Here is a 25,386-nt window from a genome sequence, read left to right as displayed (position 1 = left end):
AATGTTATTAGAAAGTTTATTAAAAGATGTTAAAGCTTTAATTGAAGATTCTGAGGCTGAGGTTGATGAGAAGATATATAGACCATCAATACAAATTGATCGTCGTAATGTTTATTTTCTTTACAAAGAAGGTAAGAAAAAAACATTAGTGGTATATGAAAATGCTACTGATGTAAAGGATTTTCAAGCAACAGAAGTATTACAAGATGATGATTATGTATTAATTACAGGTGATTTGAATTTCTTTAATAATGTAGCTCTAGCAAAGCGCCTCCCATGGTTGAAACCTTCATCACGTCATGGCTATAAGTACACACTTGGTTTAGGTGATCGGCTTGGATTGGCCTCAAATGCACATTTGAAATTATTAAAAGGTCGTCATATTTTCCCAGTGCTTGCACAACAATCTATTAGGGAGTTGCTATTAAGTAATCGAACTTTTACTGATGTTATCCAAGCTGCTTCTTGGTCTGTTTTTGAAGAAGGCTATAAAGATGGTTGGGGTGCTGACGGAGATCACGTTAAGAGTTCTTATGAAATTGACTACGCAGTTCGTGCTGGAGCAACAATGATTACATTAGATTTAACAGAGCAAACTCGTACGGAATTTTTGGAATATTCTGACAAAGATTTAGATGCTGAATACAACAAGTTGTCTGCCAACACTCGTGAAGCATTTGAAAAAAAGTATTTAAATAAGACTTTTGAACTTGGGAATGGCATGCAAGTAACATTTTCAAGTCGTGATTTAAAAGAATCAGTATTAGTGTTCAATGAAGGTGTATTATTTGCTGAGTATATTGATAAGACCTATGTAAAGCCATTTGCATTAGATTATGAAATTTCGGTTGATGAGGCACCGGTTTCAACGACACCTGCACAACATTATTTCTTCGCTAATGAACTAGCAGATGCAGGTGTGACACCTGAAACTCTAGCACCACGTTTCTATGGTGAGTTCCAAAAAGCAATTGATTACATTGGAGATGAGGCACGATTTGAAAAGGAATTCTCTGAACATGAAGCAATTGCAGAGAAATTTGGATATAAGTTGAGTGTACATTCTGGTTCTGATAAGTTATCCGTTTACCCTATAATTGCTCGTTTAGCAAATGAACACGGTTGGCATGTTAAAACGGCTGGAACAAACTGGTTGGAAGCTTTACGAGTAGTAGCACAAGAAGATCCTGACTTTTTGATTGAATTGTATAAGTTTAGTTACGATAATTTGGATGACGTTAAGGACTTTTATGTATTTAATGCTCAAACTGATGGCAAGGCACCGAAGCCAGAAACGATTAATAAAGACAATGTTAGTCAATTATTGATTGATGATGATGCTCGACAAGTATTGCATACGATGTATGGATCAATACTAGGATACACAGTAGATTACAAGAAAATTTACAGGGATCGCCTTTATGACTTGTTACTAACGCATGCTGATGAATATGACAAGTTCTTGAATATTCATATGGCAGAACATGTTGATTTACTACAAGGTATTGAGGCAAGCAAAGAAGCAGTATTAGAAAAATATGAACCTAAGAATTAATCGAGGTGAAAATAATGAAGTTATTAGATGAAGATTTCTTACTTGAAGGGGAAACAGCAAAGCGTTTGTTTCATGAATATGCAGAAGATATGCCTATCATCGACTACCACTGTCATTTGAATCCTGAAGCAATTTACGAAAATAAAAATTATCCTAATATTAGTAGAATTTGGCTAAATGAAGGTACTTTTGGAGATCACTATAAATGGCGTTTAATGCGAGCAAATGGGGTGGATGAAGAGCTTATTACCGGAGATGGTGATGAATATGAGAAGTTTATGGCATGGGCTGATACAATCGAACATGCTTACGGTAATCCGTTATATGAATGGACGCATCTTGAACTTAAGAGATTCTTTGGGATTGATGAAGCACTGACTGTTAAGTCAGCACCATATATTTGGGAAAAAGCGAATGCTTTGTTGGCAACTGATGATTTCAAGCCTCGTAATTTAATTAAAAATGCACACGTGAAGCTTGTTGCTACAACTGATGATCCCGCTTCAGATTTGCGATTCCATAAGTTACTTAAAAGGGATGAGAAAAAGAATGGTTTTAAAACTATTCCAGCAATGAGACCTGATAAATTAATTCAGATTGAAAAACCTGGTTTTGGGGAATATTTGAAAGAATTGAGTGATATTTCAGGCATTGAAGTGAATTCATTTTCATCACTTAAAGAAGCATTGCGTCAACGCTTTGAATATTTTAAAACTTTGGGAGGAAAATTATCTGATCACTCATTGTTAAATTATCATTTTGTCGATATTACAGAAAAAGAAGCAGATCGTATCTTAACTAAAGCTGCATCGGGTGAAGCGTTAACAATGGTTGAACATGATGGTTATATCACTGCTTTATTGGAAGTCTTAATGAGACTAAATGATGAATTTGATTGGGTAATGCAATTCCATGTCAATTCCATTCGTGATTTAAATACACCAATGTATAACAGTCTTGGACCTGATACAGGTTATGATGCAGTTGGAACACAGCCAGATATTGTTGATGGATTACAAAAATTATTAACAAAAATGTCAGCAGAAGGAATTATGCCAAAGATTATTTTCTATTCTTTGAATTCAAATGATTGGATGGAGTTAGCAACTATGATGCAGGCTTTCCAAGGTGGTGGCACAAAACAGAGATTACAATTAGGTGCAGCTTGGTGGTTTAACGATACTGCTGAAGGAATGGATGACCAACTAAGAGTATTTGCACAACAAAGCTTACTACCAAACTTTGTAGGTATGCTGACTGATTCGCGTAGTTTCTTGTCATATCCGCGCCATGAATACTTCCGTAGAGTTCTAAGTAACTTCTTTGGTAAGTTATCAGATCAAGGTCGTGTACCAGAAGATATTGATGTTTTAGGTAAGGTTGTTCAAGATATTTCGTTTAATAATGCATATAAGTATTTTGGATTCTTTGATTAAAAAAGAAAGGGGTAATTATGGTAAAGCTATCAGATAATTACATTAACAATCGATTGGAGTTTGAAAAAGCAGGTATTAAGGTACCTAGTTATGATCATGAAAAGATCACTTTAAATGGCCTAAAGCACCCTCGTTGGATTCATTTTGGTGGTGGGAATCTTTTTCGAGGTTTCCATGCAGCAATTGCAGATAAGTTAATTGAAGATGGAGAACTTGATGCTGGTTTGATTGTGGTAGATACGTTCAGTAAAGAAGTTGTAGAAGATGTTTATCATAAAAATAATAATCAAGTTTTAAGAGTAATTACAAAAGGTGATGGTTCGTTAGAAAAAGAAGTGTTTGGGTCTATAGCCGATGCTGTATTTGATTCGGCAGAAGAACCAAATCAAGAATTGGTAAAAGATTTTGAAAATGAATCATTACAACTAGTAACATTTTCAATTACCGAAAAAGGTTATTCATTGACGGACGCACAGGGGAACTTTACAGAAATTGTTAAAAGTGATTTTTCTGAGGGCCCTAAAAATCCAAAAAATAATATTGCTCGTTTGACAAGTTTGTTATTTGGTCGTTTTAATGCTGGTGGGTACCCATTAACTTTGTTAAGTACAGATAATTTTTCACAAAATGGTGATCGCTTAAAGAAAGCTGTACTAACGATTGCAAATGCTTGGTTAAAGAACGGCTTTATTGATCATAACTTTGTTGATTACTTAAATAATACAAGTAAAGTATCATTTCCATTATCAATGATTGATCGAATTACCCCTAATCCTTCAAAGCGTGTTAGTCAAGAACTTTTGAAGGATGGAATTGAAGGAATGGATCTATTCAAAGCATCATATGGTGCTATGTTAGCATCATTTGCTAACACTGAAGAGACTCATTATTTGGTTGTAGAAGACGAGTTTCCTAATGGGCGGCCAGCTTTGGAGAAAGCTGGTGTTATCTTAACTGATCGCCAAACGGTTAATGATGTTGATGAAATGAAAGTAACAACTTGTTTAAATCCATTGCATACAGCTCTAGCAATTTTTGGATCTGTTCTGGGATATGATTCAATTTCTGAAGAAATGAAAAATGATGATTTAGTCACTTTGATTGAGCAGATTGGCTATGTTGAAGGGTTACCAGTTGTTAAAGATCCAAAGGTTATTAACCCAAAGAAGTTTATTGACGAAGTTGTCAATAAACGATTACCAAATCCGTATATTCCAGATACACCTCAACGTATTGCAACCGATACTTCACAAAAACTATCAGTTAGATATGGTGTTACAATTCAGCACTATCTTAACGATGAAGAATTAAATGCTGCTAGTTTAACCTTCATACAATTGACTATTGCTGCTTGGTTACGATACTTGCTAGGAATTGATGATAAGGGTGAGAATTTTGAACCTAGTCCTGATCCTCAATTAGAGTATTTACAATCACAACTTAAAGACGTCAAGTTAGGTTTTAGTGGCAATTTAACAGATGTAGTTAACCCAATACTTTCTAATAAGACTTTATTTGGAGTAAATCTAGTAGAAGAAGGATTATCAGAAGCTATTGTAAGTGATTTTCAAGAAATGCTAGCAGGTCCTGGAGCTATTGCGCAAACCTTGCATAACAAAATAGTTGAAGTCAATTAAGTATAGGAGAAAAAAATGTCAGATTACAAAATCGCGGTAGTTAATTCAAGCAGTTTTGGACAAGTTTTCAAGGAACATTGGAAACAATTGGAAACAATTGGTGATGTAAAACGTTTTATGTTTCCAACAGATATTGATGGTAAAACATTGGCGAAAGAATTAAACGGTTACAATATTATTATTGCGAGTGTTACACCTACTTTTAATGAAGAATTTTTTGCAAATAAAGATGAGTTATTATTAATTTCACGTCACGGAATTGGTTATAACAATGTGGATTTACAAGCTGCAAAGAAACATAAAACACTAGTAAGTATTGTATCACCATTAGTTGAACGTAATGCTGTAGCTGAAAACGTTCTAGCTAATTTACTGTCGTTAGTTCGTCAAAATGTTAATTCATCGAAAGCAATCAAAGATGATCATTATGAAAATCGTGCAAAATATATGGGTAACCAACTAAGTGGTAAAACATTTGGCGTTATTGGTGCGGGGAATATTGGTAGTCGAGTAGCTGAATTATTTAGTGTGTTTGGTGGTCAGGTTTTGATAACAGATCCAGACCCTAAGGCTCCAGAAGGTTGGTTAGAGAATACTAATGTTCAACGAGTATCACTAGAAGAATTACTAAATAAAGCGGATTATATTTCTCTGAGTGCTTCTTTAAATGAAGATAATATTCATATGATTAATGAAACGACACTAAGCCAAACAAAGAAGGGTGTTTACTTTGTTAACAATGGTAGAGGTGCATTAATTGATGAGCAAGCAATGTTGAGTGCTATTAATAGTGGTCAGGTATCTGGTTATGCTGCAGATACTGTAGAAATTGAACCTGTTCGTGCAGACCATCCTTTCTTAAAGAATGACCATATTTTGATAACACCACACACCTCTGCATATACGTATGAATGTCTAGAAGGTATGGGACTTAAGTGTCTTTCAGATGTTAAAGCTGTGGTGAGTGGTAAGACACCAGTACGCGAATTAACTATTGCTTTATAAATGAGGTTTTGCCATGAAGTATATCATTGGAATGGATATAGGAACAACAAGTACAAAAGCTGTTTTATTTAATTTAGATGGCAGCATTGTTGAAGTTGCACATCGTATGTACCCCATTATCAGAGAAAATGCAGATGCTGCTGAGGAAGACCCGGATGTTATATTTGATGCAACTCTAGAGGTTTTGAGGCAGGTTGTTAAAAAGATTGACTTTGACTCTAAAGATGAATTATTGGCTGTGTCTTTGAGTTCTCAACAGCACTCACTAATGGGAACAGATAATAATTTTAAACCTACAACTAAATTAGCTCTTTGGGCTGACAATCGTGCTGAAAAGTATGCACATGAAGCACAATTAGATGGTACAGGTTTGGATATGTATAATCGAACTGGTGTTCCGACTCATCCGATGTCGCCATATTACAAGTTGCAATGGTATAAGAACGAAAATGCAGCTGTTTTTCATAAAACAAATTATTGGATGAGTATTAAGGCATATGTCATTTGGAAATATTTTGGTGAGTTTCTTGAAGAACAACCTATGGCTGCAGCAACTGGTTTATTTAATGTTACAGAGATGACATGGGATAAAAAAGCATTGAAAAATTTATCCATTACTGAAAATCAGTTGCCTGAGGTTGTTCCTATAACTCAACAAGTCCATGGCATTAATGAAGAATATGCCGAGTTTATTGGTATTCCTAAGGATACACCCTTTGTTATGGGAGCATCTGATGGTGTTGCAACGACAATTGGTGTTGGTGCAGTTCGCAAGGGACAAATTGCAATTGATATTGGAACATCTGCAGCTGTTAGAACATTAGTTGATAAACCACAATTTGATCCTAAAGGTCGTATCTATTGTTATCCAGTTTTACCAGGTAAATGGATTATTGGGGGACCGATTAACAACGGTGGAGTTGTCCTTCGTTGGGCACGTGATCAATTTTTTACTTCTGAAAAGGTTACATCCGAGTTATTAGGACATGATAGTTATGATTTATTGACTAAGATTGCAGCTGAAGCACCAGCTGGTTCAAAAGGATTGCTATTCCACCCATTCTTGGGTGGAGAGCGAGCTCCAATATGGTCGGGAAATGCTCGGGGTTCATTCTTTGGATTGACACAAATGCATACTAGAGCTCATTTAATTCGTTCTGTACTAGAAGGAATTATATATAATCTATATACTGTTAATTTAGCACTTGAAGAAGTGATGGATGACGGACCACGACAAATACTAGGAACAGGTGGATTTGCTCATTCGGAGTTGTGGAAGCAAATTCTAGCTGATGTATTCGAAGAACCATTGGCCATTCCAAAATCAGTTGAAGGTGGTTGCATGGGCGCAATGATAATTGCTCAAATGAGTTTAGGATTGGCTGACGATATTACAAAAGTAGAAGAGTTTTTGGGTGGGGACATAGTGAGTTCATACGAACCTAATCCAGACAACTTTAAAGCTTATCGTGACATATTACCTATTTATATTCGTTTGTCACGACAATTGGAATCTGAGTATGATAGTATCGCAGAGTATCAGCGGACACATTAAATTTATATATTGATAATAATTTTTTAAGAAAGGAGGTGATTCTATAGGAATTAAGTGAATAAAGAATAAAATCTCTACAAAACAAATAAAAAATCACACAAAATCGGATTAGATGTTTATATCTAGGCGTATGGCTTCATTTTGTATCCTATTGGTACAAAATGAAGCCATTTTTATTAGAAATTTGAACGTGATATATTCATTTTATGAATTTATTTCAGATTCAATTAGTAGCTTTTGTAAGTGAATCGCGATAAATTATGGGCATGTCAAATCCTATTTGAGTGGGGACAGAACTAACATCTTCATGTGAAATCAATTTTTTTAAGGTATCAATCCCAAGTGAAGTCATTTCACCAATAGGACTATGTGCGGTAGTTAGTGACGGTGTAGTGAATGAAGCTAAAGATACGTCATCAAATCCAGAGATTGCAATTTGATGAGTAGTTGCATCAACTTCATGAATAGCATGTAAAGCTCCAATGGCCATATCATCGTTTTCAATAAAAACGTATTCTGGTAATGTAGTACGTTGTAATATTTTTTTCATAGCTGAATAGCCACCCTCAGCTGAATAGCCACCTTCTAGTGATGGTTGAATTGATAATTTATGGTCTGGAATGTCAAGCCATCGTTCTATTGCATCAAAGTATCCACGTGAACGATCTTCAGTAGAAGCGTAAGTATGATCACCATGAATAGATGTAATAGTTTTATAACCTTTATTTAGCGCATGCATTGTTAATTCACGTGCAGCAGTATAGTTATCTAGCCAATAATTATAAAAAGTGGGATTTTTAATGTATCGATTCAAAACCACTAAAGGAATATTATTGTTAGATACATCATTAATAAATTCTTGATCACTTTCAGATTGGCTAACAATAACAACACCGTCAAAAAAGCTGATTGTATCTGATTTTGAAATTGAATTAATTGATAATACATAATTATTAGGAAGACGGGTTCTAATATTAGTAATAATGCTAGTTAAAAATAAGCTTGAGGTACTATTTTCCAAATCAGTGAAAAATAAGCCTATTGTATAGGTACGTCCCTGGTTAAGACCGCGAGCGTTTAAATTAGGTACGTATTGTAGTGTTTGTGCAGCATCCAGAATTTTCCGTCTTGTATTTTCCTTAACTTTAGGACTCCCATTTAAAGCACGTGAGACAGTTGTATGGGAAATACCTAGATATTTTGCAATATCAATGATTGTGGTATTTTTTTTTCGATTCATAGAATTATAATCCTTCTTAATTAAACGTTTATTTAACAGAATACAATATAAATTAGTAATTTCAAAGTTACTATAAAAAAATTATGTAAATATTTTATAATATTAAAAAATTTCTGGATCTTTTTCACTTTTCTAAAAAAATAAAATGATTTTTAGTATAAATAAAAGTCTGATACTATTAATTTTCGGGACATTATGATTGAATATATTTAGAAAGATTAATTTGAATAATGGAGTAGTTGAATTAAATAGAAATGAGATAGAACAAAATGAAAGAAAGTACTAAAAAAGAATCTTTTCATCTTGGAAATTTAAAAAAGGTCTTACAACAAGTAATAAATAATGCACCAATTTCAAGAATTGAAATTGCTAGAAATCTAGGGATGAATAAGTCTTCTATAACTTCTTTATACAATGAAGTAGATGAGATGGGCTATCTTAGAGAAATAGGTAGTGGTGAGTCATCAAAAGTAGGTGGTAGAAAGCCAACTTTAGTTACCATAAACGATTCATATGGATATACAATTAGCGTTGATTTGGGGTACCGACATCTTCACATTATGTCTAATCTTTTAAGTGGGGAAAGTGTTAATTATCAACGTATGGAAATTAATAGTAGAGACATTTATGATCTAATTGATATTATTAATAAACAAATTAATAAAATTACTACCCAAATTGAAACAGAAAATGGATTATTAGGAATTGCCTTTTCAATACATGGGGTTGTGTATAATAACAAGGTTTTAAAATCACCATTTTGGGATTTAAAGAACGTTGATTTAAAAGAATTATTTGAAAAAAAATATCAGGTACCGGTAATCATCGAAAATGAGGCTAATTTATCAGCAGTTTATGAACGTGATTTTAATGCTGCTCAAAATGAAAAAAATATTTTAAGCGTTAGTATCCATAAAGGAATTGGAGCAGGAATCATCCTTGATAGAAACTTATATCATGGTTACAAAGGTGCAGCTGGAGAGATAGGAAGTTCATTAATATTTACTAATATTTTTGAAGAGAATCAGTATAAATTTGATAAGGTTGAGAATTTTTGTTCTGAAGATGCAATTATTGAAAGTGTTCAAAAACAAAAACGTATTACTGGTCTTGATCGTGAAGGACTTGAGAAATTATTACGAGAACATGATGAAGATGCCCAAAAAATCGTAGATATTTTTATTTCATCAATTTCAAGAGTTATTTATAATGCGGCAGTTTCTTTTTCACCTGAAAAAATATTTATTAATTCTCCTTTAATGGAGGATATTCCTGAAATATTTATAGCAATTCAAACGACTACTAAAGAATTAAAAATGGTGCCAGAATTATATATGACAAAACATTCAAACTATGCGACTCTTTTAGGAGCATGTTCAATTATTACTCATCATGTACTAGGATTAGATGAGTATGATTTAATGTTTTCACCAAATGAAAAAAATTAAAATATGTTAGTAATGATTCGTAGATTGTAAATTTTGGTTATTGGTCAAATTGTACTGATAGCAGAATTATTTAATTAAATAGCTTAAACATTAAGCAGCTGAATTTTTCATAAATTTAGTTGCTTTTTGTCTGTAGCTTTGCGAATAAAAACTATCTTTGAAGGCAATTAATATGCGCAAACGAAACATTTTAAAGTTTCGAAAACCATAGGCAGTCCGTTTAATGGCTTTAATTTTGTTATTAGCCCCTTCAACGGGACCGTTTGAGAACGGGTAAATAAAACTGTTTTTAATTTCTGGTAGGTGCTTACGCAAGGTCCGTTGGGCCTTTTTCATAGTTTCTGGCAAATGTTGGAAACGAGTTTCTTGCGTATTTGTTGTAACAGCTATTTGCAGTTGTTCAAAATCTTTATATCGTACGGCGTAAAGGATGTCTTGATAAAAATTATAAGCTGAACGTAGCTCTGGTGATAAGGTTAATAATCGATCGATGACCTCTTGATCGGTTAAATAAGCATAACGATAGTTTCGACGCTTTCGAAAATCAGTATAATTCAAAGTGGTTTCATCTTTCAAAAGCAGTTTCCAATATCGCTTTAACTGGCGATAAGCTCGTGAATCTGTACCATAGGATTTCATCGTTTGGATACGTGTTTGGTTTAATGCACGGTAAACTTGTGTGACAACATGAAATCTGTCGGCGATGATTTGAGCGTGTGGAAACAAGTCATGAATTATATTGCGATAAGGACTAAATAAATCAACGGTAATGGTTTTAACAGCAGCACGCGCTGCTGCTGAATATTGCTCAAAGTAATGGCGAAGACTATGATCGCCACGTTCACGCATGATATCTAATACGCGGTAGGTTGTACTGTCCATTAAAATCATGCTCATACCACTATTTTCCGCAAAGTTACCAGACTTAAAATCATCAAAAGCAATATGCTGAGGTAGATAATGAAAACTTGTTTTGTTGTAAGTAAAGAGTCCTTGCGCTTGACGCATCACAGTGTGTGATGAAATGTTATAGGCTTGGGCGATATGTTTTTGGCTAACATTTTCACTTAACTCCATGGCAGCTGCTTGTTTAACATTCGTCATGATATGATCACCTGATTTAATATCAGAAAATTCAGCTAGTGCTGTTCGATGACATTGTGGGCAGATGTATTTTTGTTTGCGAATCGCTAGCTGATTAAATATATTGGCAGCACGAGAGGCGATATGTTGGACGAATTTCATGCCATTCTTATTCATTAAACAAGCACAATGTGGACAATAATTATCATAAGATAATTTCAAATGCCAAATTTGTTGTCGAACGCCATTTTTTAAGACCGTGGTCATCACCTCCGAGGCTTGATCATCTAATTCAATACGTGTGTCTTTAATTCCGAGTAAAATCTTGATATACTTATCCATGTTAGAGGTCCTTTCAAAGGGATTTTGTGAGACAGACTAGTGGCTGCTGGTCTGTTTTTTTGTGTTTATAAATGAATTATACAAAAACAACAAAAAAAGCACTAATGACTAATCTGTCAGATTAGCTATCAGTACCAAATATTGTAGAACCTAAATTTTGAATTATTACTAACTTTTTTAATGTTCAACATAGTCATTTTTGTGTACACAAATATTAACATTTTACGTTAAAAAGTTGCTAAATTGTTAGATAACGTTTACAATAGTCTTTGTAAGTTGGTTGGTACAAAAAACAGACTAACCTAATGGGGTTAGAATTTATATTTAGGGGAACAAAAATGACTGAATTATACGATTTTCCAAAAGTTGAATATGTTGGTGGTAAGAAGGGTGTAGATTTTTTATCAACCAAGGGATATAACTATTACAATCCTGACGAAGAATTTACAATTAATGGTGAAACAAAGCCAATGAAGGATTGGTTGAAATTCTCAGTTGCCTATTGGCATACCATGGATCAGCGTCTTGTCGATCCATTTGGTGAAGGGACTGCAGTTCGTCCATGGGATGTGGACGGTGTAGATGATATGGAAGACATGGATCATGCTTTAGCAAAAGTTGATTACTTGTTTGAATTTATGGACAAACTAGGATTAGAATACTTTGCATTCCATGATCGTGATTTAGCACCACAAGGGAATACGTTGGCTGAAACAAATGCAAATTTGGATAAGGTCGTTGATAAGATTGAACAAAAGATGAAGGAAACTGGTAAGAAATTACTTTGGAACACATCGTCATTGTTCACAGATAAGCGTTTCTTAGCTGGTGGTGCAACGACACCATTTGCTGATGTTTTTGCTTACTCAGCTGCTCAAATCAAGCACTCACTAGAAATTGCCAAGCGCTTGGGTTCACAATCTTATGTTTTCTGGGGTGGTCGTGAAGGTTATGAATCACTACTAAATACCGACACAAAGCGTGAGTTAGATCATATCGCTGCATTCTTTAAGATGGCACGGGATTATGCTAAGGAAATTGGTTATACTGGTCAGTTGTTGCTAGAACCAAAGCCTAAGGAGCCAACGGATCACCAATATGATACAGATGTACAAACAACGATTTCATTCCTACAAACGTATGGTTTGGAAAAGGACTTCAAGTTGAATATTGAAGGTAACCATGCTTACTTGGCTGGTCATAAATATGAGCACGAGGCACGTTTTGCTCGTGAAGCTGGATTATTAGGTTCACTTGATGCAAATATGGGTGACAAGCAAACCGGTTGGGATATTGATGAATTCCCTAACGATATTTACGAATCAACATTGGTAATGTATGAATTCATTTTGAATGGTGGTCTACCAAAAGGTGGCTTGAACTTTGATGCTAAAGTACGTCGTGCATCATTTAAGCCAGAAGATTTATTCTATGCTCACATGGCAGGAATGGATACGTATGCAGCAGGGTTCCGTGTTGCGATGAAGATGTATGAGGATGGTTTCTTAGAGAATATTAAGCGCGAACGTTATGCCTCATTTGATGAAGGTATCTTTGCTGATTTTGAAAATGGTAAAGGTTCTTTGAAGACATTTGAAGACTATATTCTAAATAAGACGAATGATGAAATCTTTGATAAAGTTGAATCACAACACCTTGAGGCAATTAAGGCAACGTTAAATAACTATATTTATTCTGTTTTGGGTCCAACTTTTAACTAAATTTGAACAGAATACAAGAACAAAACGCCTCAATCTAATATTGATTGGAGCGCTTTTTTATATAAAAGAGATAGGAAAAAAATATGACAAAAGAAGTGGTTTTAGGTGTTGATCTAGGAACTTCAGCGGTTAAAGTATCAGCTGTAGATCATCAGGGAACAATTGTTGCACAAGAGGCTTATGATTATCCATTGTCACAGCCTGCACCAGGACATAGTGAACAAAATCCAGAAGAATGGGTTAGTGGGACAACCGTTGCCATTGTGCGGTTGATTTTAAATGACCAGTTAGCACCGGAACAAATTAAGGGTATCTCATTCTCAGGGCAAATGCACGGCTTGGTCTTATTAGATAAGGATCGTAAAGTGTTACGACCAGCAATGCTTTGGAATGATACGCGAACATCAAAACAAACACGTGAGATACATGAAAAAATGGGTGAAGAATTTGTTGCTGTGACGCGTAACAAAGCACAAGAAGGCTTTACCTTACCAGCAATATTATGGATAAAGGAAAATGAACCAGATATTTTTGCGCAGGTAGATAAATTTGTGACACCAAAAGATTATTTGCGTTATCGTATGACTGGTAAATTACAAATGGAAATATCTGATGCTGCTGGGACGGTAGCGTTAGATGTTGCTGCAGGTACATGGTCAAAGCGAGTACAGGAAGTGTTTGATTTACCAACAACAATGTTCCCTGAGATTATTCAATCAATTGATAATGTTGGACCAATTTCACAGGCATATGCAGAATTCTCTGGTTTAATGACAGATACGCAAGTCATTGGTGGTGCCGCAGATAATGCTGCTGGTGCCGTAGGATCGGCTATTCTAAAGCCTAATATGGTGATGTCATCAATTGGTACTTCAGGTGTTGTTTTGAAATATGAAGACACAGCAGATGTTGATTATCACGGTAAGTTAACTTTCTTTAATCATGCTATTCCTGGTAAATTTTACTCAATGGGCGTTACGCTTGCAGCAGGTTATTCATTATCTTGGTTTAAAAAGAATTTTGCGAGTGAAATTAGTTTCAATGAGATGGTTGAGTTAGCAAATTCGTCAACGATTGGTGCTAATGGGCTATTATTCACACCTTATATTGTTGGTGAGCGTGGAGATGGTGATATCCGTGGGTCGTTTATCGGTATTGATGGTACTCAAACCCGAGCAGATTTTGTGAGAGCGGTTTTAGAAGGCATTATTTATTCTTTTAAGGATATATTTGCTTTGTATGAAACAGCTGGTGCTGATTTTGATACAGTGGTTGCTATTGGTGGTGGTGCAAAATCAGCATTATGGTTACAAATTCAAGCGGACATATTTAATACAAAAGTGGTATCGCTTAAGAATGAGCAGGGACCAGGTATGGGAGCAGCCATTTTGGCGGCTGTTGGTCTAGGTTGGTTTGATAGTGTGCAAGAAGCCGCTGATACTTTTACAAGTTTTGGTAAAACCTATGAACCGATACCAGAAAATGTGTCACAATATCGTGAATATTATGAATTATATAAGCAAATTTATAGTCAAACAGCAAAATTATCACATGATTTATTGGCTTTGAGGCGCAAATAAACAAAAAGAATTGCCTGACATTTTTTCGTTTTGTCAGGCAATTCTTTTTTACTTAGTGAGAAACTGGGGAATACCGTCTATTGCTTGGCGAATATTTCGAGTAAATGACTCTATTGCAATGGGGGCGTCTTGTTTCTCCGTGGCGACAATATTGACAATGGCACTATCGATAATCACCCCATCAGTGATTTCAGCCATCAGCCGTGCTTGTTCTGGTGTGTGAACACCAAAACCAATTGCAGTTGGTACGTTAGTAGACTGATGAATGGTAGTCACTAATTCTTTTAAACTTTTGTAAAAGGCATCTCGTTCACTAGTGATATTAACTGATGTAACGACATAGATGAACCCAGTTGCGTTTTTGGCAATTTTAGCGATTCGGTGCCCAGATGTTGGTGCAATGAGTGGAATAATGTCAATATCATACGATGTCGCGATAGGAACGATTTCATTTCGACTTTCATATGACAGGTCTGGAATAACTAAACCGGCAATATGCAGTTGAGCACATCGCCTTAAAAAGGCATCATAACCGTATTTGAAGGGAATGTTCAGATACGTCAATAGCACGATTGGTACATCTGTTTTTTGTCGGGCAGCAGCGACAATATTAAATACCGTTTCGACGTGAACATTTGCTTGGAAAGCACGCAGACTAGCAGCTTGGATTATAGGACCATCAGCAACTGGATCTGAAAAGGGGACGCCTAGCTCAACAATATCAGCACCACCTTCGGCAAGTGCGATGATATTTTGTACCGTTGTATCAAAATCCGGATCATCAGCCATGACAAATGGCATAATTATTTTATGATTTTTAAAGATTTCAGTTAATTTAGTCATCAATAGCAACCCCTCTATACTTAGCAATACTTGCAACATCCTTGTCACCACGACCAGAAAGGGTGCAAATAATAATTTGGTTTTTGTTCATGGTTGGGGCAATCTTTTCCACGTAAGCAATGGCGTGACAACTTTCAATAGCTGCAATGATACCTTCTTGCTTGGCAATATATTCAAACGCTTGAACGGCTTCATCATCTGTAATGCCAACATATTCAGCACGGTTTGCTGCTGCTAATGCAGCATGTTCTGGACCGATACCAGGATAGTCTAAACCAGCTGAAATTGAATACACGGGATCGATTTGGCCATCATTGTTTTGCATGAATAATGATTTCATACCGTGAAAAATGCCAACAGATCCACGTTCGACTGTGGCGGCGTTTCTATTGGTGTCAATTCCTTTACCAGCAGCTTCTACGCCAACTAATTTAACACTGGGGTCATCAAGATAGTTAGCAAAACTACCGATAGCGTTACTACCACCACCAACACAAGCAACGATCATGTCAGGTAATTGGTTCTCTTGTGCTTGTAATTGTTGTTTTGATTCTTCTGAAATGACACTTTGAAAATATTTCACCATTTCAGGAAAAGGTGCAGGACCAACAGCTGACCCTAAGATATAGAAGGTATCATCACTTCGAGTAGCCCACTCTTGTAAGGTAGCGTTGACGGCATCTTTTAACACTTGTGATCCTGTTGTGACGGGATGTACCTTTGCACCGAGTAGTTCCATGCGATATACATTTAATTTTTGTCGTTCCGTATCTTCTTTACCCATGAAAATTTCACAAGACATCCCCAACAATGCGGCAATTGTTGCGGTTGCGACACCGTGTTGCCCAGCGCCAGTTTCAGCAATGAGTCTTTTTTTACCTAAATGCTTGGCAACAAGGGCTTGCCCAATCACATTATTGATTTTATGAGCACCTGTATGATTTAAATCTTCTCGTTTGAGATAAATTTTGGCACCACCAAGATCTTCAGTCATATTTTTGGCATAATATAATAATGAGGGACGGTTAGCATAATGACGTAATAAGTTTTGGAGTTCTGCGTTAAACTTGGGATCTGTTTGTAATTCCTTAAAAGCTTCACTCACTTTTTCAAGTTCTGACATCAAGGTTTCAGGAATATATTGACCCCCAAAACCGTTACCATATCGACCGGGTTGTTGTGTTGATTGTTCTTTTTCATCTTGTAAAGTTTTCATGATAAGACTCCTTTTGTGTATTTTGAATGAATTGTATAATTTTTTACGGTCTTTTTTCGACACCATTTGAAACATCCATAATCGCTGGTTGCATATTATCAGGCGTTAATCTGCCAGCAAGAATAAGTGGACGCTTAATATGGGGCACTTCATTTAAAGATAGTGGTTGACCACTGCCTTTACCACTATCAACCATGAGGTAGTCAGCCATTGAATGAAGATTGATCATTGTGACGAGTAATTTTTATTTTGATAATGTGTCTGCAATACCACCATCGTTTGATTTCAAGTGTTCGTATCATAAATATCCTCCAAGTGCACAAAAAAATCCGCCCATAACTGTCGATAGTTAAGGACGGATTTTTCCGCGGTGCCACCTTAATTTAATTAGTTGCATTGTTAGCCATAGACGAATACGATATTAGCTGACATGAACACCTAATTACCCTTAGCGAAGGACCAACATCCTTCCGGCAACTGACGTATGCCAACACGTTTCCCTGTACTCAAAAATTTTCGAAGGAACCCTCAGTGGTCCATTTAATCATCTGCGTTCGATTGCACTCTCACCAATGGCAACTCTCTTTGCGTGCACAATGATCTTGATCTCCACTTCATCGGTTTATTTGGACGAATTATTAATTGTTGCTATGTATATTAGAACATTTTAATAAAAGTGTCAATACTTTTAATTTTTCAAATAAATATTTTATAAGACATCATGATATCACTAAAACATGCGATGTTTAAAAATTAATGGCCATTGCAATGGACATTTAATTAAGAAAACGCTTACAACTTCAAGGATAAAATATAAATTGTAGAAAGGAAGTGAAAAAATGAGCACCAATAATTTGGAAAATAAAATATTGATGTTTTTGGGTCAACAAACAGATTTTGTTGACGCACAATTGATTTCACAGACTTTTGATGTGTCAAAAAAAACAGTCTATCGCATGATCAGTAAGTTGAATCAAACCGACAACGTGGTCGAGTCACAACGGGGACGGGGATATCGTTTGCGAGAAAATCGGTTTTCAACACCGATGACCGAACAAGATGAGCAACGACAGCTTGATTTAGCAATTAATTTATTACATTCGTTTCCACATGGTTTGAATCGATGGCGTTTATTAGAAAAAATGTACATTTCAGAATCAACTTTGCAGCGTGATTTAAGTATTTTAAATGACATGCTTCGTCCGTTTCACATCAGTATTGATCGATCTGCTGGTGAAGCTAAAGTTGTGGGGACTGAAATACAAGTTCGAAAAGCGTTAAATTATTTTTTGTTGGAGAATACTGTTACACAACAGGTTGTTGAAGGGTTATCAGGAATTTTTCCAAATATTTCAAAAACAGATCAAACGTTTGTTAGTGCACAGATGACATTGATTGAAAAAGAACTTGATGTAGAAATTTTAGATCCGTACACTGTCAATATTTTTTCACATCTCTACATTTTGTTAGACAGGGTGAGACAACATAATGGTGAATTAGATACACCAGTCGTGATGCATGAGCACTATGATGAATTATTATTGCGAGTTGCACGACAAGTTATTAATAACATCAGTGAGTATGCACATGTTCAAATTAATAGCCAAGAAATTGAAAACTTGATGTTATATTTGGTGGGGTTACGATATGACCGTACCTTGGATAATAGTCAGGAAAATGAAGCACGACGCTTGGTGGATTATTTAATTCATGGTTTATCTTTGCCATCACATGTTAATATCGAAAATTTACGTAATGCGTTAATTGGGCATGTACGACCGATGATTCACCGGATGAAAGAAGACATGCTGATTGTTAACCCATTACTGAATGATATTCGTTTTAGTTACCAAGAAACATTTTGTCGAGTGCAACAAGTGTTGGCACAAACACAATATGATGTCTCAGATGATGAAATTGGTTTTTTAACCCTTTATGTTGTGAGGGCGTTAGAAGAAGCCAATGTCAAAAAACGCGTCTTACTAATGTGTTCAACAGGCGTTGGTACGGCACAGTTATTGCAGACTAAAGTGCGACATGCGTTTCCTGATTTTGATATTGTTGGCACGATTTCGGCTCGAGATTATGAATTGAATCTCAAAAAATTTGAACAAGTCGACTTGGTTATTTCGACAGTTGCCATTCATTTTCAACCAGCGTCACCTGTTATTCAGGTTAGTGCGTTGTTTAACGAGAGTGATCGTCGCAAAGTTGAGGAAATGCTATATGGTTAAATTTAAATTTTTATCAACGTCGACACTGCCAACGATGGCTGTGATGGCCGAATATGTCGCCAACCAATTTGATTTAGATCAAAAAGAGGCTTTGACCGTGATGCAGGCGCGTGAATCGTTAGGCAGTACGGCTATTACGGCAGATATGATCATGCCACATGTTGAATTGCCAAACCTGACAAAGCAAGGTTTGTTATTAATTCAAAGCCCAGCAAAATCAGCTTTAGTTTTGACTATTGATAGTCAACTGCCTGACAATCAGTTGATTAGTTTATTAGGTGTACTTTTGCAGTCACAGCATTTAGCCAAATTGAAACAGATAGAGTCACAACAGGCTTTAGAAGAATTTATAAAGGAGGTGAGTTTAAATGCTATCAGATAAAATTATTTTACTTGACGAGAGTGCATCAGATAACCAAGCAGCTCTTAGAAAATTAGCTGATCAATTGATTGCTAGTGGGGCTGTTAAAGCGTCATACAAGCCAGCTATTTTAAAACGTGAAGTTGAATTTCCAACGGGGTTGGCCACGGAAGATATTGGTATTGCTATGCCACATACGGATGCGGAACATGTTAATTATGACCAAATAGGTGTTTTGCGCCTACGAGACCCGGTTACTTTCTTACAGATGGGGGATGGACAAGAAATTCAAGTCAAGTTCGTATTTATGTTGGCGCTAAAGGAAGCGCATGCGCAATTGGGTATGTTGCAGACACTAGTCGCTTTAATTCAAGATAAAGAAAAAATTCAGCAATTATTATTAGCACAAGATACAGAAGAAGTTATTGAAACATTAAAGAACGCAGGGATAGAATAAAAGGGGAAATATCATGGGTGTAATTAAATGGTTATTGGATGCTGGTCCAACCGTATTTTTACCACTATTACTATTTGTTTTTGGATTAATTTTACGGATTAAACCAGGTAAAGCTTTTAAAGCCGCATTGATGGTTGGAATTGGATTTACTGGGTTGAACTTAATTATCGGTTTGCTAACCGATAACTTAGGACCCGCTGCACAAGCAATGGTTAAACACTTTGGCTTATCATTGAATTCTATCGATGTTGGTTGGCCAGCAGCGTCAGCTATTTCATATGGGACAACATTGGGTAGTTTGGCAATTCCAATTGGCGTGGCACTAAACGTTGTGCTATTGGTAATTGGTTTAACTAAAACACTTGATGTCGATTTATGGAATTATTGGCATATTGCCTTTTCAGGCTCATTGGTTTACGCAGCAACTCACAATTTTGGATTAGGTTTGTTCACAATGATTGTTCACGCAATGTGGATTTACTTCTTAGCTGATTTGGCTGCGCCAACAATTCAAAAACATTATGGCTTAGAAGGTATTTCATTCCCACAAGGTGCATCAGCGCCAGGATTCGTATTGGCATTGCCAATCAACTGGGTATTAGATCGTATCCCAGGTGTTAAGAACATTCACTGGACACCTGAAACGATTCAAAAGAAGTTAGGTGTTTTTGGTGATTCAGCCGTTATGGGGTTGATTATTGGAATTGTGATTGGTGCTTTGGCACAATATAATTCAATTAAGATTTTAAATCTTGGAATTACAACATCAGCCGTTCTTATTTTGATGCCACGTATGGTTGCTATTTTGATGGAAGGTTTGTCACCAATTTCAGAAGCAGCTAACACGATGGTGCAAAAGAAATTCCCAGGTCGTGACTTGTATATCGGAATGGATTCAGCTCTAGCAGTTGGTCAAGAAGCTGTTCTTTCAGCATCATTGATTTTGGTACCAGTATCACTATTGATTGCGGTTATCTTACCAGGAAACCGTGTGCTACCATTCGGTGATTTGGCAACCATTCCATTTATGTTAGCTGTTATGGCAGCAGTCTTTGGTGGTAATGTCTTCCGAATCGTTGTCGGTGGTGTCATTGATTTGGCAGTGTCTTTGTATATTGCATCATGGATTGCGCCACTGCTAACATCAGCAGCTAAGTCGGCACATTTCGCTATGAATGGTGCCACATCAATTTCTGTTTTGTCAGATGGTGGTGCTTGGACGACATTGCTAATCGTCGGACTTGGTAAATTGATGTCATGGGGCGGTATGGCAATTGTCTTTGTTATCGTTCTTGGTTTGATGATTTGGTTAAATAAATTTAAAAAGACAGACAAAGTAGAAGAAGTTTAACTTTTAAAATAGTAAATAGATAAAAGAGGAGTTTATATTATGGCAAAGTCATTAATGGTAGTTTGTGGAACTGGTATTGCAACATCAACTGTTGCATCAGGAAAAATCAAAGATTATTTGGAATCAGTTGGTAAGGCAGATCAAGTGAAGTTTTTACAATCAAAGATTGCAGATGAAGTTAGTGCAATTGAGGATGGTGATTATGATATTGTTGTTTCAACGACAATGGTGCCTAGTGCCATCAAAGACAAGGTTATTAATGGGGTTGCTTTATTAACAGGTGTTGGTGTACAAAAAGTGTACGACCAAATTGAAGCAAAGTTATAATTAAGTCGATCATAAATTAAGAACGTGCCACAAAATCATTTTATGACACGTTTTAGCCGGAACAGAAGTAACTGTTTCGGTTTTTTTTAATTTTCTGGTAGGTCAGTAAATGCTAATTTTTGAATGATGACTTTGTGTTCTGGATATTGCTTGATTAGGGTAGCTTGTGTAAACAGTTCAAAATCACGATAATCAAAGCCAGGTGACACGACACAACTGACAACACTGTACGCTTGATCAACACTTGAGCCAAAAATAGTGTTTTTAGGAACAGTATAAGATAGTTGTTCACCTTCATCGACGTTTGGACCAATTTTAATCGCTTCATAGTGCCCATCAGAAAAAATACAATGTACAGTTAATGGGGCACCAGCATGATAAAACCAAGTTTCATCAGATGTTAAACGATGTAAATGTGATGGATTAGTTGCGGTTAGCAGGAAGATAATTGACGTATAAAGAGATCGAGTACTCTGTGGTAAATCAATTGTTTGGTCACTTTTTGCTGTTTCAATAAAATAACCACCTTCAGGATGGGGTGCAAGATTGAGATGATTAATCCAATAGTCCATATTTTTCATAAGAAAATTAGCTCCTTTATTTATTTTACGTATCATTATAACAGTTAAATGATTATGAACTGATACATTGTTATAAAAATGAGGATTATTGATGATCGTGATAAAATGGTTCTGGATAGTATGATGATTCAGGTACAACAATAAAAGAAGGTGATGTAAATGAGTGATTTGGCTATTAAACAGGCGATCATGGCAGATGAACAAAATAGACAATACACTGAACGAGGAATTGAACCGGTCTATCAAGTTGGTCCAGATGTTCGACTTCTAATCATCGGCCAAGCACCGGGTTTAAAAGTCGAACAAACGGGGGTGCCATTCAATGATAAAAGTGGTGACCGTTTACGCGAATGGCTAGGCGTAACTGCAGATGAATTTTATCGTAGTGGTAAAATTGGTAATTTACCATTAGATTTTTATTTTCCAGGTAAGGGTAAAAGTGGTGATTTGCCACCACGAAAGGGCTTTGCTGAGAAATGGCATCCCCGTTTGTTAGCGACTATGCCTAAAGTATCATTAATCATTTTAGTTGGCGCATATGCCCAAAGGTTCTATTTACCGATAAAAAAATCTGAAACAATGACAGCAGTTATTAAACGCTATCATGATTTTGGACCAAAGTATTTGCCAATTGTGCATCCTTCACCACGAAATAATATTTGGCTACGTAAAAATCCATGGTTTGAAGCAGACATCGTGCCAGTTTTACAAACAAGAGTACGTGAGCTAATGAATGAAGAATAAGTAAATAATATGAAAGAAAACACAGATGTAAGAACATCTGTGCTTTTTAATGTATTTATTTTAAACGTCAAAGCGATGTTTTATCAGCTCTTTTTAAACGCGATAACCAATCAGTCCGTCCAAAATAAGCCACAAATATGTCACACGCCTTCGCTGTGCTACGGCAGCATGCCAAATTTGCACCTTATTTTAAACGTCAAAACGATGTTTTATCAGCTCTCTTTTTAATCAAATTCTTCGTATTCATTGGGGTCTTGACCATCGATACGACCATCAGGACGATTTAGATCATTGATAGCGGCAATTTCGTTATTTTCTAATTCGAAATTAAAGATGTCAAGATTTTCTCGTTGGTGTGCTGGATTTGAAGAACGCAGTACTGGAATAATACCGCGGTCAATGTGCCAACGAGTGATAATTTGACTAGTTGACTTACCATATTTCTCCGCAATTTTTTGCACAACTGGTTCTTTCAATGCAGAACTACCACGACCAAGAGGACTCCATGCTTCAACTTTAATACCACGACGAAGATTTTCTAAGATATTATCTTCTTGGACCCAGTAAGGGTGAATTTCAATTTGATTAACAGCAGGTGTCACACCAGTCTCTTCAATAATCCGATCCAAGTGTTCTGGCTCAAAGTTTGACACACCAATTGAACGAATGAGACCTTGTTTTTGTGCATCTACTAAAGCTTGCCATGCTTCAACGTAAAGACCACGCTTAGGTAGTGGCCAGTGAATAATAAATAGATCAAAATAATCTAATCCCATTCGAGCCAAAGACTCTTGAATGGCATCACGGGCACTTTCATAATCATGATACTTACCTGGTAACTTTGAAGTAATAAAAAATTCTGAACGTGGTACACCAGAATGGCGAATTGCTTTACCCACAATACCTTCATTGTCATAATTGGTTGCTGAATCAATAAGACGGTAACCACTCTTAATGGCTGCTAACACCTGTTGAAAGCCTGAACCGCCTTTGAGTTGATAGGTTCCTAGTCCTAAACTAGGTAATTGATGACCATCATTTAATGTAACGTTTGGAATTGACATAAATAAACCCCTCCTTAGTAATCTATGACTACTGTCGCATTTAAAGTCATAATTTGCAAGCAGTTGTTATCGCATTATCAATGAAGTAAAGGTAACATAGTGATAGTGATCTTTTTGGAGGAAAAAAGAGTGAAAAAAAGAATGTCTTTCAGTAATTTAGTTTTGGTGCTATTCGCCTTGATGATGGGTGCTTTAGGTCTCTATTCATTATTTGATGTATTTACGCCTCAAATTATTTGGTACCACTTAATATTAATGATAATTTTTTTAACAGCATTATTTATGAAACGTTCACGGTTGCAATGGCTATTTTTGGCGATAGCAATCATTTGGTTTGTTAATGTCTTATGGGACGTTATTCGTTTGCTTTAAAGATAATTGTATAAGGAGAAAATATGATAACAATACCATTATCAAGTGAAACAGCTGTCTCAGCTGATCGGTTATTGCAACAACATTTATTGATTGTTGGGGCGACTGGTAGTGGCAAATCAACTAGTGCAATGACGATTCTACATGGCCTAATGATGCAAAATCAAACGACAATGATTATTGATCCAACTGGTGAATATACACATTTACCAAATGCAGTAGTTGCTAAGTTGGGGTACAATGCCTACATTGATTATGAACAATTAACAGGTCATGATTTAAATTTGTTATTTGGTGTTACTGATGCTGATATGCAAGAAAAAATGGCAGATGCTTTGGATAGTTTGAAGTTACAAAAGAATATTGTGCATGAACCCGGTATTTATCATAAAGTTAATCGATCATGGCAAGATTTTGAGCAAGACCGTCAGAAGTTATATCATTATCCGCAACCTGTTGAGTTAGGATTATTACCTGAACAGTTGCGCCAAGAATATGCGGTACCTGTCGATGATTTTGATTTGATTGGTCAACAAATAGACGAGACTAATTTTGCTAAATGTTTGCCCTTAATTCGACGTATTAAACGATTGACTAGTCAACAACGTTTTCAACGCTTATTTCATATGCCTTTACCAGAAGATGAACTTGTAACCACCAGTATGCAAACGGATGTCATGTATTTATTGCGTTTGTTTGCCAGTCAACGAAGCAATCATAAAATTTTAGTGATCGATTGTTCTGTTTTCGCAGATAATTTAGATTTAGGGAAAGTTATTGTTTCATTATTAACGACGTCATTATTACGTGAGAAGCAACAACTCAAACATAGTGTGCCAGTCACTTTATTGATTGATGAAGCCCATCGTTATTTGACGACGGATGAATTAGTCACTAATGGTATTTTTAGAATTACTCGTGAAGGACGTAAATCAGGCCTATTCTTAATGTTGACCACACAAAGTCCGCTTGATTTACCAGCGGCATTACTTGGTCAGTTTGGTAATTACTTGATTCATCGATTGAGTACATCTAGTGAATTAGCACAACTACCAATGATACAGAGTTATACAAAGCAGATTGTCAGTCAACACGTTGGTCATGCGCTATTAATAGGTGATCAGTTTATGCCACCAAAGTCATTGGCTGTATTATTAGTACCTGCAATGAATCATCAAACAAATACACCAAAATTTTTTTAAGCAAACATCATAAAAATCCTGTTGGGTAATGT

The 25,386-nt window shown here is 36.0% G+C and carries 22 protein-coding genes, 1 pseudogene and 1 other annotated feature; of the genes and pseudogenes, 16 read left to right on the top strand and 7 right to left on the bottom strand.

The features are described from left to right. Nucleotide 1: 1 nt before the first annotated feature. From AC3B5D_RS06635 to AC3B5D_RS06615, 5 genes are read left to right on the top strand one after another with little or no spacing between them, the layout of a single operon-like run. The gene (locus AC3B5D_RS06635) at nucleotides 2–1,555 is read left to right on the top strand and encodes a tagaturonate epimerase family protein (protein WP_489840807.1); all 1,554 of its coding nucleotides are present in this window, start codon (nucleotides 2–4) and stop codon (nucleotides 1,553–1,555) included. A 14-nt stretch (nucleotides 1,556–1,569) separates the two neighbouring features. Then, entirely contained in the window at nucleotides 1,570–2,991 is a 1,422-nt protein-coding gene (uxaC, locus tag AC3B5D_RS06630) for a glucuronate isomerase (RefSeq protein WP_489840808.1), read from the top strand. 17 nt (nucleotides 2,992–3,008) lie between these two features. Beyond that, on the top strand, nucleotides 3,009–4,628 hold the full coding sequence (locus tag AC3B5D_RS06625; protein WP_489840809.1) for a mannitol dehydrogenase family protein: 1,620 nt from the start codon (nucleotides 3,009–3,011) through the stop codon (nucleotides 4,626–4,628). Nucleotides 4,629–4,643: 15 nt separating this feature from the next. Next, nucleotides 4,644–5,633 carry a D-isomer specific 2-hydroxyacid dehydrogenase family protein gene (locus tag AC3B5D_RS06620; protein ID WP_489840810.1) on the top strand — a complete coding sequence of 330 codons (990 nt, stop codon included), beginning with the start codon at nucleotides 4,644–4,646 and terminating at the stop codon, nucleotides 5,631–5,633. 13 nt (nucleotides 5,634–5,646) lie between these two features. Continuing rightward, on the top strand, nucleotides 5,647–7,188 hold the full coding sequence (locus AC3B5D_RS06615) for an FGGY family carbohydrate kinase (protein ID WP_489840811.1): 1,542 nt from the start codon (nucleotides 5,647–5,649) through the stop codon (nucleotides 7,186–7,188). 223 nt (nucleotides 7,189–7,411) lie between these two features. Here the strand turns inward: AC3B5D_RS06615 and AC3B5D_RS06610 are convergent, their stop codons facing one another. Further along, nucleotides 7,412–8,428 (bottom strand): LacI family DNA-binding transcriptional regulator, encoded by a 1,017-nt coding sequence (locus tag AC3B5D_RS06610; RefSeq protein WP_489840812.1) that lies wholly within the window; start codon nucleotides 8,426–8,428, stop codon nucleotides 7,412–7,414. Nucleotides 8,429–8,697: 269 nt separating this feature from the next. Here AC3B5D_RS06610 and AC3B5D_RS06605 point away from each other — a divergent pair, with 269 nt between their 5' ends. Continuing rightward, complete coding sequence (locus AC3B5D_RS06605) at nucleotides 8,698–9,876, top strand: ROK family protein (RefSeq protein WP_489840813.1); 1,179 nt, start codon at nucleotides 8,698–8,700, stop codon at nucleotides 9,874–9,876. Between the two features lie 90 nt (nucleotides 9,877–9,966). On the opposite strand, the gene AC3B5D_RS06600 is transcribed toward AC3B5D_RS06605, so the two are convergent. After that, nucleotides 9,967–11,301: an ISL3 family transposase gene (locus tag AC3B5D_RS06600; RefSeq protein ID WP_489839388.1), complete on the bottom strand. Its 1,335-nt coding sequence runs from the start codon at nucleotides 11,299–11,301 to the stop codon at nucleotides 9,967–9,969. Nucleotides 11,302–11,639: 338 nt separating this feature from the next. Between AC3B5D_RS06600 and xylA the strand changes: the two genes are divergently transcribed. Further along, nucleotides 11,640–13,022 carry a xylose isomerase gene (gene xylA / locus AC3B5D_RS06595; protein WP_489840814.1) on the top strand — a complete coding sequence of 461 codons (1,383 nt, stop codon included), beginning with the start codon at nucleotides 11,640–11,642 and terminating at the stop codon, nucleotides 13,020–13,022. Between the two features lie 83 nt (nucleotides 13,023–13,105). Beyond that, a complete protein-coding gene (gene xylB, locus AC3B5D_RS06590; protein ID WP_489840815.1) occupies nucleotides 13,106–14,602 on the top strand; it encodes a xylulokinase in 1,497 nt (498 codons plus the stop codon). Nucleotides 14,603–14,650: 48 nt separating this feature from the next. Here xylB and trpA read toward each other — a convergent pair whose 3' ends face one another. The 3 genes and pseudogenes from trpA to trpF all read right to left on the bottom strand — a co-directional run. Beyond that, entirely contained in the window at nucleotides 14,651–15,445 is a 795-nt protein-coding gene (trpA, locus tag AC3B5D_RS06585; protein WP_489840816.1) for a tryptophan synthase subunit alpha, read from the bottom strand. Continuing rightward, nucleotides 15,438–16,661, bottom strand: coding sequence for a tryptophan synthase subunit beta (gene trpB / locus AC3B5D_RS06580; RefSeq protein WP_489840817.1), 1,224 nt, complete (start codon nucleotides 16,659–16,661; stop codon nucleotides 15,438–15,440). The genes trpA and trpB overlap by 8 nt, the downstream gene beginning before the upstream one ends. A gap of 46 nt (nucleotides 16,662–16,707) precedes the next feature. Further along, nucleotides 16,708–16,887, bottom strand: a pseudogene (trpF, locus tag AC3B5D_RS06575) (phosphoribosylanthranilate isomerase); the annotation flags it as partial. 122 nt (nucleotides 16,888–17,009) lie between these two features. Next, nucleotides 17,010–17,288 (bottom strand) — a binding site (T-box leader). A 212-nt stretch (nucleotides 17,289–17,500) separates the two neighbouring features. Here trpF and AC3B5D_RS06570 point away from each other — a divergent pair. The 5 genes from AC3B5D_RS06570 to AC3B5D_RS06550 are packed head-to-tail and all read left to right on the top strand — an operon-like array spanning nucleotide 17,501 to nucleotide 21,391. Then, nucleotides 17,501–18,895 carry a BglG family transcription antiterminator gene (locus AC3B5D_RS06570; protein WP_489840818.1) on the top strand — a complete coding sequence of 465 codons (1,395 nt, stop codon included), beginning with the start codon at nucleotides 17,501–17,503 and terminating at the stop codon, nucleotides 18,893–18,895. After that, complete coding sequence (locus AC3B5D_RS06565) at nucleotides 18,888–19,277, top strand: hypothetical protein (RefSeq protein WP_489840819.1); 390 nt, start codon at nucleotides 18,888–18,890, stop codon at nucleotides 19,275–19,277. The genes AC3B5D_RS06570 and AC3B5D_RS06565 overlap by 8 nt, the downstream gene beginning before the upstream one ends. Continuing rightward, a complete protein-coding gene (locus AC3B5D_RS06560) occupies nucleotides 19,264–19,713 on the top strand; it encodes a PTS sugar transporter subunit IIA (RefSeq protein ID WP_489840820.1) in 450 nt (149 codons plus the stop codon). The genes AC3B5D_RS06565 and AC3B5D_RS06560 overlap by 14 nt, the downstream gene beginning before the upstream one ends. 13 nt (nucleotides 19,714–19,726) lie before the next feature. Further along, nucleotides 19,727–21,064 (top strand): PTS galactitol transporter subunit IIC, encoded by a 1,338-nt coding sequence (locus tag AC3B5D_RS06555; protein WP_489840821.1) that lies wholly within the window; start codon nucleotides 19,727–19,729, stop codon nucleotides 21,062–21,064. A 39-nt stretch (nucleotides 21,065–21,103) separates the two neighbouring features. Next, the gene (locus tag AC3B5D_RS06550) at nucleotides 21,104–21,391 is read left to right on the top strand and encodes a PTS sugar transporter subunit IIB (protein WP_489840822.1); all 288 of its coding nucleotides are present in this window, start codon (nucleotides 21,104–21,106) and stop codon (nucleotides 21,389–21,391) included. An 86-nt stretch (nucleotides 21,392–21,477) separates the two neighbouring features. On the opposite strand, the gene AC3B5D_RS06545 is transcribed toward AC3B5D_RS06550, so the two are convergent. Beyond that, on the bottom strand, nucleotides 21,478–21,972 hold the full coding sequence (locus AC3B5D_RS06545; RefSeq protein WP_489840823.1) for a cupin domain-containing protein: 495 nt from the start codon (nucleotides 21,970–21,972) through the stop codon (nucleotides 21,478–21,480). A gap of 159 nt (nucleotides 21,973–22,131) precedes the next feature. Between AC3B5D_RS06545 and AC3B5D_RS06540 the strand changes: the two genes are divergently transcribed. Further along, on the top strand, nucleotides 22,132–22,716 hold the full coding sequence (locus AC3B5D_RS06540) for a uracil-DNA glycosylase family protein (RefSeq protein WP_489840824.1): 585 nt from the start codon (nucleotides 22,132–22,134) through the stop codon (nucleotides 22,714–22,716). Nucleotides 22,717–22,940: 224 nt separating this feature from the next. Here AC3B5D_RS06540 and AC3B5D_RS06535 read toward each other — a convergent pair whose 3' ends face one another. Continuing rightward, nucleotides 22,941–23,780, bottom strand: coding sequence for an aldo/keto reductase (locus AC3B5D_RS06535; RefSeq protein WP_489840825.1), 840 nt, complete (start codon nucleotides 23,778–23,780; stop codon nucleotides 22,941–22,943). 129 nt (nucleotides 23,781–23,909) lie between these two features. Here AC3B5D_RS06535 and AC3B5D_RS06530 point away from each other — a divergent pair, with 129 nt between their 5' ends. Both AC3B5D_RS06530 and AC3B5D_RS06525 read left to right on the top strand, forming a co-directional pair. Further along, nucleotides 23,910–24,152: a hypothetical protein gene (locus tag AC3B5D_RS06530; protein ID WP_489840826.1), complete on the top strand. Its 243-nt coding sequence runs from the start codon at nucleotides 23,910–23,912 to the stop codon at nucleotides 24,150–24,152. Between the two features lie 23 nt (nucleotides 24,153–24,175). Then, entirely contained in the window at nucleotides 24,176–25,354 is a 1,179-nt protein-coding gene (locus tag AC3B5D_RS06525) for an ATP-binding protein (protein WP_489840827.1), read from the top strand. Nucleotides 25,355–25,386: the final 32 nt, after the last annotated feature.

Source organism: Weissella sp. ESL1177, from assembly GCF_058107185.1.
This window is presented reverse-complemented; position numbering and strand designations above follow the sequence as displayed.